Source organism: Faecalibacillus sp. TM498 (assembly GCF_020589955.1).
In the GTDB taxonomy this organism is placed as follows: domain Bacteria; phylum Bacillota_I; class Bacilli_A; order Erysipelotrichales; family Coprobacillaceae; genus Faecalibacillus; species Faecalibacillus intestinalis.
This window is the reverse complement of the sequence record NZ_JAJDKB010000007.1, coordinates 12,844-25,396: the sequence shown is the minus strand read 5'-3', so window position 1 is coordinate 25,396 and position 12,553 is coordinate 12,844. Positions and strand designations below refer to the sequence as shown.

Below are 12,553 nucleotides of genomic sequence, written 5' to 3'. Positions count from 1 at the left end.
GAGCTTAGCTCCTTACTTGACCATTTCCATAAATCATATATTTTGTAGAAGTAATTTCCTGTAAACCAAGTGGGCCTCTAGCATGAAGTTTTTGTGTAGAAATACCAACTTCTGCCCCAAAACCAAACTGTCCCCCATCACTAAAACGTGTAGAAGCATTATGATAAACACAAGCTGAATCTAAAGACTCCATGAAATATTTTGCTGTTTCTTTATTTTCGGTAATAATCGATTCTGAATGTTTTGTTGAATAGTTATAAATATGTTCAATCGCTTCTTCAATATCATCTACAACTTTTATATTACAAATATAATCATCATATTCTGTAGCATAATTTTTTTCAGTAGCTTCTAGACAATCTATGATTTTTCTTGTTTTTTCATCACCATAGATTTGTACATTTTTAAATATTTCTTGAAGTTTTGGTAAGAATTCTGGTGCTACTTTTTGATGAACAAGAATCGTTTCAATTGCATTACATACAGATGGTCTTTGGATCTTTGCATTTTTTGCAATTTCTAAAGCCATATCAAGACTAGCTTCTTGATCAACATAAAGATGACAAATTCCTGCTCCTGTTTCAATTACTGGAACAGTTGCATTTTTAACAACATATTGAATAAGCCCTGCACTTCCACGAGGAATAATGACATCTACATAATCATGGGCTTGAATTAAATCTAAAGTTTCTTCACGTTTTTTTGTTTCAATAAGAGTAACCGTATGTGCTGGTAAAACATCTTGAATAGCCTCATTTATAATTTGAACTAAGATGCGATTTGAATGAATGGCTTCTTTACCACCTTTTAAAACACAAACATTGTTTGTTTTAATACATAAACTGGCAATATCTACTGTTACATTAGGTCTTGATTCATAAATTACCCCAATCACTCCTAAAGGAATTTTGATTTGTTGAATCACTAAACCATTGGGTCTTTTAATTTCTCTTACAAGAGTTCCAATAGGGTCTTGTAAATCAATTACTTTTAAAATATCTTTTGCCATTGCTTCAATACGTTCTTTATTTAATAATAAACGATCAACCATTGATTCTTTAATACCATTATTTTTAGCTTCTGCAATATCTTTTTGATTTTCTTGAATAATCAATTCACTTTTTTGAATTAATGCCTCAGAAATATTTTTTAAAGCTTTATTTTTTACTTCTGGTTTAACATTTTGCATAAAACGACATGCTTTTTTAGCTTCTTTAAGTTGTTCCCTAATCATAATTTCACCCCTTATTAATGACTAGATTATCCGCATGAATCACTTCATCATAATCTTTATAATGTAAAATACTTTCTATTTCATTACTATGATGATCTTTAATCAATTTTAACTCATCACTTGAATAATTCGTAATACCTCTTGCTATTAAGTGTCCTTTAAAAGAAAGAACATCAATGACACTACCTTGCATAAATGAACCTTCAACTTCTTTGATTCCTTTAGGTAGTAAATTTGTATGTGTTTTTAAAGCCTCACATGCACCATCATCAACAATGACTTTTCCCTTAGGAGAACTACGATACATGATCCAATGATCTCTAGCACTTAAAGTACGACCCGCTTTTCCACTAAAATATGTGCCAATTTGTTTTCCTTCTAATAAATCAATAAGAGCTGTTTCATTGTTGCCATTAACGATGGCCATATCTCCTCCATAATCATTAACGATTTTTGCAGCACGTAATTTTGTCACCATCCCACCTGTACCAAATTGACTACTTGAATCTTTCGCAAAGTTCATAATTTTATCATCTACAAGTTCAATATCACTTAATAATTTTGCATTGGAATTGGTATGAGGATTATCATTATAAAGTCCATCAATATCTGAAACTAAAACAAGTAATTGTGCATCCACAATAGGTAATAGTAAGGCAGATAATGTATCATTATCTCCTACTTTGATTTCATCTACCGCTAATGTATCATTTTCATTAATAATAGGAATCACATCATAATCTAAAATAGAAGATAAAGCATAGCTTAAATTCATCAAACGTTTACGATGATCAAAATCATCATGATTTAATAAAATCTGTGCACATTTTAAATGGAACAATGAAAATAAATCTTCATAAATTTGCATCAAATGTGCTTGTCCAATAGCCGCAAGTGCTTGTTTTTTAGAAATTTCTTTAGGTTTTTCACTTAAATTTAAAACACCCATTCCTGAAGAAATCGCTCCTGATGAAACAAGTGTTACTTTTAACCCTTTACGTTTTAAAATAGCTATTTGTTGGATGAGTTTTAAAATTCTTTCTTTATCTAGTTGTCCATCTTCATTACACAAAGAAGTCGAACCAATTTTTATAATAACATGTTTAACATGTTCTAAATTTCTCATGTTTACACCTACTTTTCATTTTTTCTTATTATACAGAAAAGAAAGGCAATTGACAACAAGTGAATACATTTGAAACGCTTTTATAGCTATAATAATTTTTTATTATTATCTTTCATATATCTAGATAAATGATAAAATAGAACATATTATTAAGGGGGAAAATTAAAATGAATCTCATTATTCCAGAAAACTATGATCCTGTGTTATCTTTAAGACAAACACAAGAAGCAATTAAATACATAAGAGATACATTTCAAAAAGAATTTGGAAGAGCTTTAATGTTAGAAAGAATTTCAGCACCTCTTTTTGTGCAAAAAAGCAGTGGTTTAAATGACAACTTAAACGGTGTTGAAAAACCTGTTTCTTTTCAAATTAATTGTTTTGAAAATGATGATATCGAAGTCGTTCATTCTCTTGCTAAATGGAAAAGAATGGCACTTAAAAAATATGGTTTTGGTGTTCGTGAAGGACTTTATACAAATATGAACGCTATTAGAAAAGATGAAGAAGTTGATAACCTACATTCTTACTATGTTGATCAATGGGATTGGGAACGTGTCATCGAAAAAGAAGATCGCAATATTACAACATTAAAAAATCATGTTAAAAAGATTTTTAAAGTCATTAAACATATGGAACATGAAGTTTGGTATAAATACCCTCATGTTGTTAATCGTTTGCCAGATCGTGTCCATTTCATTACTGCACAAGAATTAGAAAATCAATATCCTGATTTAGCAGCTAAAGAAAGAGAAAATAAAATTTGTAAAGAATTCGGGTGTGTCTTTGTTATGCAAATCGGTAATGTTTTACAAAGCGGGCAAAAACATGATGGACGTGCACCAGACTATGATGATTGGAAACTAAATGGTGACTTGTTATTCTGGTACGAACCATTACAATGTGCCTTAGAAATCTCATCAATGGGTATCCGTGTGGATGAAGATTCTTTAGTAGAACAACTCAAAAAAGAAAACTGTGAAGATCGTTTAAATCTTCCATATCATCGAGCTATCATCAATAAAGAATTACCTTACACAATTGGTGGCGGTATTGGTCAATCAAGACTTTGTATGTTACTTTTAAACCGTGCTCATATCGGTGAAGTTCAAGCAAGTATTTGGCCACAAGAAATGATTGATGAATGTGAAAAGAATAATATTCATTTATTATAAAAAAATCTATCGCTTAGATAGATTTTTTTTAATGTATAAATAGATAATTGATAAATAATAAAGGGTTTCTACAAAAATAAGCAACCCTAAAACAAAGAAAGCAAATAACTATTTTAGTAATAATGTCAGCAACAAAACAGTAACAGTATAAACCAAAAGAAATATTTTTTAAATTTCTTACCATTTTCTTTAAAAAATATACTCTTTGTTTCTTCTTTTATTTCTTGTTTAAAACCATCAACAACTTGTTTATTGTATTACGTATTCTTAAATTTTTTTCGTCTTTCGTAGTTTTTCTTCAAAAAAAGAATTATAGTTTCAAACTATAATTCTAATGAATAACTCTTTTAATTTCATAGATTCCTTGAATACGTTCTAGATTAGCAATTGCACGATTTAAATGTTCAGCATCATCAACACCAATCTTTAATTTAATTAAAGCTCTACCATCATCTGATGCATCCGCATGAATATTTAAAATATTGATTTTCATTTGTCCTAAAACCGTAATAATATCATTTAATAAATTTGTACGATCTAAGCCATCAATTTGTAAATCAGCATCAAATTTCAAATTAGAAAGTGATGCAAAATCCCAATAAACATCAATTAAACGGCTTTGAATTTCTTTTTGTTTAATATTTGGACAATCCACACGATGAACTTTGATTCCTTGTCCTTGAGAAACATAACCAGTAATTTGATCTCCAGGAATTGGATTACAACATTTAGAAAGTTGAATCTTTAATCCTGAAACACCTTTAACAACAACTCCATTATTAGATGTCGTTTTTTCTAATTTTTCTCTTTGTTCATTATTTCTTTGTAAGATTTTAGATAAGTTATCAAAGAAACCTGTTTTCTTTGGATTTACTTTTTCTAAAAGTGTTGCTACTGAAAGATTTTTCTTTCCAATAAAATAGAAAATATCATCTAAACTTCTTGCTCCAAAAGCACCTAAATATGTTTTATAAGTTTCTGGATCCAAGAATTTCTTTTCATCAAGTCCACGTTTTTTGATTTCATCTTTTAAGATTTTCTTACCATCTTCAATCGTATCTTTCTTAGTTTCAGCTTCTTTTTTAGCGAGGAAAGTACGAATTTTATTACGAGCTCCTGCGGTTCTTACAAATTTCAACCAATCTTCACTTGGTCCAACGGATTGTTTGTTGGTTTTGATTTCACAAACATCTCCTGTATTTAATTTTGTATCAATAGGCACCATGACATTATTGACAATCGCACCAACTGTATGATGTCCTACTTCTGTATGAATACGATAAGCAAAATCAACTGGTGTTGAACCGTTAGGAAGTTCAACAATTTTTCCTTGTGGCGTTAAAACATAAACATTGGCTTCAAAAATATCACGAGAAATGGAGTCATAATATTCTTTGGCATCGCCATCTTTGATATCATCTGACAAAGAAATAAATTCTCGTAACCATTGAAGTTTTTCTCCAATTTCTTTTTGTTCTGCTTTGGCAGAATAACCTTTGCCTTCTTTATAACGCCAATGAGCAGCAACCCCAAGTTCAGCAAGCTCATCCATTTCTTCAGTACGAATTTGGATTTCAAAAGTATTACCATCTTCGCCAATAACAGAAGTATGAAGCGATTGATACATATTTGGTTTAGGCATAGCAATGTAATCTTTAAAACGTCCTGGAATTGGACGATAATGATCATGAATCAATCCTAAAACACTATAACAATCAAGTTTATTTTGTAAAATAATACGGAGTGCATAAAGATCATAAAGTTCATCAAAACGTTTATGTTTTTTAAACATCTTCTTATAAATACTATAGATAGATTTCGCACGACCTAAAATACGATATTGATAATGATTTTCCTTTAATAAGTTTTCAACTTCTTCCATCATCTTCGCCACAGATTCTTTTCGCTCATCTTGTTTTGTTTGAAGAAGTCGCGCAATATCATGATAAGCAATTGGATCTAAATAAGATAAAGAAAGATCTTCCAATTCTGTTTTAATATCGCTCAACCCTAAACGATGAGCAATCGGTGTATAGACTTCTAAAGTTTCTCGAGAAATACGTTTTTGTTTTTCTGGGGGCATGAATTGTAATGTACGCATATTGTGTAAACGATCGGCAAATTTGATCAAGATAACACGTATATCTTTAGCCATCGCAATATAGATTTTACGATGATTTTCAGCATATACATCTGCTTCATCTTTAAATGGCATTTTAGAAATCTTCGTAACACCTTCAACAAGGGTCGTTACTTCTTCTCCAAATTCTTTCACCATTTCTTCACGTGATACATCACAATCTTCCATGACATCGTGTAAAAGACCCGCTGTAATGGTAAGTGGTCCTGTTTGTAATGTTGATAAAATATAAGCAACCCAAATCAAATGAATTGTATAAGGTTCTCCACTTTTACGTTTTTGTCCTTCGTGTTTAACCATGATATAATCATAAGCTTTTTTAATAAGCTTCATATCATCTTCATTGGTAATATAGCGTCTACATGATTCATAGACATCTTCTATAGTGACTTTATCTCCAGCTTTTTTAAACTCTTTCATATTATGACCCCCTCATATGATAAAAGAGAGTTTCCTCTCTTTTATTTAATAAGTTAATACTGAATAGACATTATAGTCTTTTAATTTTTCTCTACCTTTTAGAGCTTCAAGTTCAATTAAAAAGGCAATTCCTACAACTTTACCACCAAGTTGTTCAACAAGTTGAATAGTTGCTTCAACTGTTCCACCTGTAGCAAGTAAATCATCAATAATAACAACATTTTCACCAGGTTTGATACTATCAGCATGAATATGAACTTCATTTTTTCCATATTCTAAATCATAACTTGCTGAAACTGTTTCTCTTGGTAATTTTCCTGGTTTTCTAACAGGTACAAAACCTGCATTTACTTTGTAAGCAACAGGACATCCAAATAAAAAGCCTCTTGCTTCAGGACCAGCAACAACATCTACTTGAACTCCAAGTCCATCGATCCATTTAGCGAATGTATCAATTGATTCTTTATAAGCTTCTTTATCTTTTAATAAAGGTGTTACATCTCTAAAGATAATTCCTTCTTCAGGAAAATCTTTAATATCTTCAATATATTTTTTAAAGTCCATTTTATGTACTCCTCCTATTTCTATTATAACAAACTTTTATTATCAAGGAAACTATTTCATATCCTCTATAATCATATTTATTGATTCTGTATTTAAATATTTATTAATTTTTAAAGTCCCTATTAAAGAAATTGTCTTTTTTTGTTGTAATTGCTCAATTTCTTTCGAACAATTAAAATAAAGTGCTTGTAAATTCCCTTTATTTAAAGGAATATCGAAACGTAAATGTTTCCCATCAGATAATACACGACTGGTAAAATTCGTAATATCTTTTAAAACAAATTTCATTTCTTCATTATATTGACCATACGGCTCTAACAATTCTAATTCTTTAACAGCTGGTAAAGTAAGCTCATTTAATTCAATTTGAATTCCTTCAAGAACTTTTTCATTAGAAAAAGTATGTGTTGTTAAGTAGGTATGCAATGCTTCTTTTAAAGTTAACACTTCATCTTTTGCTACTTGAAAACCGCCCGCTAAAGCATGTCCACCATATTGTACAAAATAATCTTTTAAATCATCAAAGATTTGATTTAAAGGAATACTTTCAATACTTCTGGCACTTCCTCGATACACTTCATTTTTTTCATCATATTTCATAACAAAACTTGGCTTTTGAAATTCATGAGTATACTTACCAGCAATTAAGCCTACAATTCCTTCATGAACTTCTTGATTATAGCTATATAAAAATTCATCTTTTTGACTGTTTTCTAAAATATTTTTATATTGTTCATTTGTAAGGGCTTGTCTTTTACTATTGATTTTTTTAGCGTATTGAGAAATTTGGATTGCAAATTTTTGATCAACATCCTTTAAAAAATAACGTACTAAATGATTTGGATTAACAAGTTCTGGTAGTCTTCCAAAGGAATTGATTTTAGGTGCAATATTAAAACCTAAAGTTGTTGTATTATATTTTTGATTTTCACCAATTAGAAGTTCTAATTGAAGATATTTTCCTTCATTCATAAATTGCAGACCTCGCGAAACAAGCGATTTATTTTCATCAACTAAAGGCATCATATCTGAAATCGTCGTAATAGCTGCTAAAGAAAATAAATATTTATCATGTTTTCCAAGCAAACTACTGGCAAGTTTATACGCTAAAAAACCTCCACATATTTCTTTAAATGGATAATCTGGTGACATTTTTGTATGAATGATTGCACATGCATCCGGCAATTCGTCATAATCATGATGATCAATAACAATAACATCAATACCAAGTTCATTAGCTAAATCAATAGCTTCATACGCTTTAATACCATTATCTACTGTAATTAACAAAGAATACCCTTTTTCATACATTTGTTGAACTCTTTCTTTATTTAGTCCATAACCATCTTCAAAACGATTAGGAATATGATACCCTACTTTTTTCCCTAATTCTAAAAAAGCTTGGACAAGAATGGCTGTTGACAAGATTCCATCACAATCATAATCTCCATAAATACATATTTTTTCATCATTTTCCAAAGCTTCTTGTATACGATCTAAAACTAAATCCGCATCTAAAAACAATGAAAAATCATGATAAATCAATCTTTTTGAAGTATGTCCTTGAACATCTTGTTCATTATATTCTCTTTGTGCAAAAATCTTTGCAAGTAAAGAATGTATTGAATACTTTTGCATATATTCATTATAGTTATGTATTTCTTTTATATCCCAGTTCATAAAATCTCCTTAAATAAAAAATAGTTGTTACCAACTATTTTGAAATGAATTCTTGAAATGCTGCTAAATCAAGTGTACTTGCTTCTTTAACTGCTTGTATACTTAAATAATCAAAAATTTCCGAAAATTGTAAATTCATTACATCATCAATAATATCACACATTGGTAGACTCTTTTGAGATTTCCATTTAATATTGAATAAATAATTTCTTATTTCTTTTTCGGATATATTATCTATTTTTTGCTTACGAAACTCATGAGCTTTTAATTTGATTAGAAAATCTAAATCATATTTACCAAATTTATAATCCAGTTTTTCATTCACGATAAACCAACTCCCACTTCGTCTATTATAGATGAAAATTCGACATAAAGGAAGTCTTTTATGAAAAGAAAACTTATCAATTCATTCATTATTCTTTCTGCTAGTTCAACTATCTCTAAAATATTTAGTATTTTAAATAGAATGTTGCTTTCCAGGCTTCTTCCTCTAGAAGCTATGTCATTATATCTTGTCATTATGCCAACACTTTCTTTGTGTTTAACACTTGGACAGGTTGGGATTCCTTCTGCTGTTTTTCGTCTTATATTACATCCAAAATATAAAAACTACAAAATCATTATTACTGCAATTATTCTATCCTTTTTTTCTGTCATTGTTATTTGTGGAACCCTCTTTATTTTAAGTCCTTTCATTGCTCATTCTTTATTAAAAAACGATTATACTCTTTATCCCATTTTATCCTTTTTAATTTTTATTCCATTGATTGCTATCAGTGGTATTATTAAAAACTATTATTTAGCCAAAGGGCATGTCTATGTCATTGCTAAAAGCCAAATTGTCGAAGAAACTTCACGTTTATTATTTACCTATTTATTTTTAAAAATTCCTTTAAGTTCATCCTTACCTTTTTTAGTAACAATCGCTTATTTATCAATGAGTTTTGGTGAATTGATGTCAATTATCTATCTACTTCTTTTAAGTCGTAAAAGATATTCTTTTACTCCTTTAAAAAACATAAATAAGCAAAACTTGATTATGAAAGATCTTTTAAACATTTCTTTGCCTTTAACAGGTTCACGACTTTACCATTGTTTTATGAATTTTTTAGAGCCCATTCTTTTAATTCATGTTTTAACTCGACTTGGTTTAACTCAAAACTTTATCCAAGACCAATATGCCATCCTTTCTGGCTATGTCGTCTCGATGCTTGTCACGCCTACTTTTTTTTGTACGATCATCTATCGCCTCTATTTGCCTATTGCTACAGATGATCTTTATTATCATAAAAGTAATACTTTTTTACATCTTCTTTATGCTTTACTTATTTGTTTTCTTATTGGTCTTCCTTTTACTTTAATTTTCTATTTTTTTCCAAAACGATCCCTTATGATTCTTTACAATACAACAAGTGGCTATCAACAATTAAAATACATGTCTTTTCCTTTTTTACTATTTTATTTACAAACACCCCTTTCTACAATTTTACAAGCTAAAAATAAAAATAAAGTGATGTTTATCATCTCTATGATTGAATGTACTTTAGAAATTATCTTAACTTATACTTTATCTCATTATCTTTATGTTAACGCTATTTTGATTAGTTTATTTACAGGATTGATTACAACCTTAACTTTAAGTGCAATTTATTGTTTTAAAATAATAAAAGACACTTCTTTATCTTGAAGTGTCTAATTTTTTTAACCAATTTGAAAATACTTCTAAACCTTCTTTGACAATTTGTGAATCATTTGCAAGTCCAAAACGTAGATGATTTTCCACATCAAAGCAACATCCCGGTACAAAGAAGACCCCTGTTTCTTCTTGTAACTTTTCACAGAAAGTATTTGAATCTATTTTGTAATCATATTTTAGGAAACAAACTGTTCCATATTTTGGAATAACACAAGAAAGATGAGGATGAGCTTTTAACCATTCTTTCAAGTAACACTTATTTTCTTCTAAAATCTCACGATTTCTTTTTAAAATCTCTTTACTATATTTTAAAGTAAGTGCCCCTAAATAATCATTGATTGGTCCACTACTAATAATTGAATAATCACGTCTTTCATTGATTAAACGAATAAGTTCTTTATCTTTTGTTTTGATCCAACCAATACGAAGTCCAGGAGTTGATAAAACTTTAGAAAGTCCTGAGGTTGCTATTCCTTTTTCATAAAGATCACTAATGGATTCTTCTTGATAAAGTCCTCGATAGATTTCATCAACAAGAACATAGAGATCATGTTTTTTACATATTTGAATCAGTTGATGCATTTCTTCATGATCTAAAGTTGTTCCTGTAGGATTGTTTGGTAAATTCAAACAAATCATTTTTGTATTTTTTCTAATATTTTTTTCTAATTCTTCAAAATCAATTTTCCATTCATTTTCTTCTTTTAAATGAATAAAATCAACTTCTACCCCTAAAGATTCAGGAAAACTATAAAGTTGTTGATACGTTGGTAAAAATGATAAAATATGATCATTTGTTGAAAGTAATGTCATTAAAACAAGTTCATTGGCATTGACACCACCATGGCAAATAGCAATTTCTTCATCATCACCACTTTGATATAAACTTAAAATACCTTTTTTTAATTCATGAGAACCTTCAATAGCACCATAATCTAAAGAAAGATTCATTAAATCTTCTAATGAATCTTTTTTATCATACGCTAATAATTCCTTTAAAGTTAAAGATTTAGCAACTGTATCTGCCAAGTTATAGCGACAGTTATTTTCATGCAAAGTCATATAAGACTCTACTTCAAAACGTTGTAGTTTCACTAGTGCATAACCTTCTTTAAGAAATCTTGAGCACGTTCAGTTTTAGGATTTTCATAGAAAGCTTTTGCATCATTTTCTTCAACGATTTTACCATTTTCTAAGAAAATAACACGATCAGCAACTGTTTTAGCAAAGCCCATTTCATGAGTAACAACAATCATTGTCATTCCTTCTTTAGCAAGTTGTTGCATAACTTCTAATACTTCAATAACCATTTCTGGATCTAAGGCACTTGTTGGTTCATCAAAAAGCATGATTTCAGGGCTTGTACATAAGCTTCTCGCAATCGCTACCCTTTGTTTTTGTCCACCTGAAAGTTTATTTGGATATTCGTCTTTTTTATCTAATAAGCCAACTCTTGTAAGATAGTTACAAGCTATTTCATTGGCTTTTTCTTCCTCCATGTGACGTACTTTTGTAAGTGAAAGTGTTAAGTTTTCTAAGACTGTCATATGTGGAAATAAATTGAAATGTTGGAAAACAAATCCCATTTTATTTCTTAATTCTTGATAATTAGATTTCTTTGGATCTAAAACTTCCCCATTAAGGTATACATATCCTGTTTCTGGTACTTCTAAACCATGAATACATCTTAAAACTGTACTCTTACCTGAACCAGAAGGTCCAATTAAACACACAATTTCTCCTTTTTTTACTTCAAGAGAAACATCATCAACTGCTTTTACTTTTTTAAATTGTTTTGATATATGTTCAACTTTAATCACTTTCAGCTAACCTCTTTTCTACATATCTACCTAAATAAGAAATACTAATTGTCATAATTAAATAATAAACTGCAACAATACAATAAGGTGACATAACATCATAATATTGTGCCCCCACTACTTGAGCTGATTTTAATAATTCAACGGCACCAATACAACTGATCAATGAAGAATCTTTAATCAATGTAATAAATTCACTGATCATTGGTGGAATAATTCTTTTGAAGGCTTGTGGTAAAATAACAAGTCTCATTGTTTGTTTATAAGAAAGCCCTAAAGTTTCACAAGCTTCCCATTGTCCTTTATCAACCCCGTTGATTCCACTACGAATAAGTTCTGTCGAATAAGCCCCACTGTTAATAGACATAGCAACAGCACCAATTAAAAAGACATTAATTCTTAAAACATTTCCTGTAAACGCTGTATAAATAGATGGAATAACTGAGAATAAAATCAAGATTTGAAGTAACATTGGTGTTCCACGAATGACTTCAACATACACATTTCCAATAATTCTAAAAATTTTATATTTAGATCTTTTTGCTGAAGATCCTAAAATCCCAAAAACAATACCAAATAAAAGGGATACAGCAGCGAGTAAAAGTGATACTACTGCACCCTTAGCAAAGTAAAGTAAGTTTTCAGGAGTAAACACTTTTGAAAAAGCTACAAACATTTCTATACCCCTTTTCTATAAT

General features: G+C 29.6%; 11 protein-coding genes. 2 read left to right on the top strand and 9 right to left on the bottom strand.

Going from position 1 to position 12,553, the window contains the following annotated elements:
• Positions 1–4: 4 nt before the first annotated feature.
• Both LJD32_RS03535 and proB read right to left on the bottom strand, forming a co-directional pair.
• Positions 5–1,234 (bottom strand): glutamate-5-semialdehyde dehydrogenase, encoded by a 1,230-nt coding sequence (locus tag LJD32_RS03535; RefSeq protein WP_227391853.1) that lies wholly within the window; start codon positions 1,232–1,234, stop codon positions 5–7.
• A gap of 4 nt (positions 1,235–1,238) precedes the next feature.
• Positions 1,239–2,360, bottom strand: coding sequence for a glutamate 5-kinase (gene proB / locus LJD32_RS03530; RefSeq protein WP_227391852.1), 1,122 nt, complete (start codon positions 2,358–2,360; stop codon positions 1,239–1,241).
• Positions 2,361–2,527: 167 nt separating this feature from the next.
• Here proB and asnA point away from each other — a divergent pair, with 167 nt between their 5' ends.
• On the top strand, positions 2,528–3,535 hold the full coding sequence (gene asnA / locus LJD32_RS03525; protein WP_227391851.1) for an aspartate--ammonia ligase: 1,008 nt from the start codon (positions 2,528–2,530) through the stop codon (positions 3,533–3,535).
• Between the two features lie 331 nt (positions 3,536–3,866).
• Here asnA and LJD32_RS03520 read toward each other — a convergent pair whose 3' ends face one another.
• The 4 genes from LJD32_RS03520 to LJD32_RS03505 are packed head-to-tail and all read right to left on the bottom strand — an operon-like array spanning position 3,867 to position 8,664.
• Entirely contained in the window at positions 3,867–6,095 is a 2,229-nt protein-coding gene (locus LJD32_RS03520; RefSeq protein ID WP_227391850.1) for a RelA/SpoT family protein, read from the bottom strand.
• Positions 6,096–6,140: 45 nt separating this feature from the next.
• Positions 6,141–6,659, bottom strand: a complete 519-nt coding sequence (locus LJD32_RS03515) for an adenine phosphoribosyltransferase (protein WP_022001752.1) — start codon at positions 6,657–6,659, stop codon at positions 6,141–6,143.
• Between the two features lie 51 nt (positions 6,660–6,710).
• Positions 6,711–8,339, bottom strand: a complete 1,629-nt coding sequence (recJ, locus tag LJD32_RS03510; protein ID WP_227391849.1) for a single-stranded-DNA-specific exonuclease RecJ — start codon at positions 8,337–8,339, stop codon at positions 6,711–6,713.
• 34 nt (positions 8,340–8,373) lie between these two features.
• Positions 8,374–8,664, bottom strand: coding sequence for a post-transcriptional regulator (locus tag LJD32_RS03505; RefSeq protein WP_117347017.1), 291 nt, complete (start codon positions 8,662–8,664; stop codon positions 8,374–8,376).
• 60 nt (positions 8,665–8,724) lie between these two features.
• Between LJD32_RS03505 and LJD32_RS03500 the strand changes: the two genes are divergently transcribed.
• Positions 8,725–10,026 (top strand): oligosaccharide flippase family protein, encoded by a 1,302-nt coding sequence (locus tag LJD32_RS03500; RefSeq protein ID WP_227391848.1) that lies wholly within the window; start codon positions 8,725–8,727, stop codon positions 10,024–10,026.
• On the opposite strand, the gene LJD32_RS03495 is transcribed toward LJD32_RS03500, so the two are convergent.
• The 3 genes from LJD32_RS03495 to LJD32_RS03485 are packed head-to-tail and all read right to left on the bottom strand — an operon-like array spanning position 10,018 to position 12,531.
• Positions 10,018–11,130 (bottom strand): aminotransferase class I/II-fold pyridoxal phosphate-dependent enzyme, encoded by a 1,113-nt coding sequence (locus LJD32_RS03495; protein ID WP_227391847.1) that lies wholly within the window; start codon positions 11,128–11,130, stop codon positions 10,018–10,020. The genes LJD32_RS03500 and LJD32_RS03495 overlap by 9 nt on opposite strands.
• A complete protein-coding gene (locus LJD32_RS03490; protein WP_227391846.1) occupies positions 11,130–11,855 on the bottom strand; it encodes an amino acid ABC transporter ATP-binding protein in 726 nt (241 codons plus the stop codon). The genes LJD32_RS03495 and LJD32_RS03490 overlap by 1 nt, the downstream gene beginning before the upstream one ends.
• On the bottom strand, positions 11,848–12,531 hold the full coding sequence (locus LJD32_RS03485; protein WP_147580029.1) for an amino acid ABC transporter permease: 684 nt from the start codon (positions 12,529–12,531) through the stop codon (positions 11,848–11,850). The genes LJD32_RS03490 and LJD32_RS03485 overlap by 8 nt, the downstream gene beginning before the upstream one ends.
• Positions 12,532–12,553: the final 22 nt, after the last annotated feature.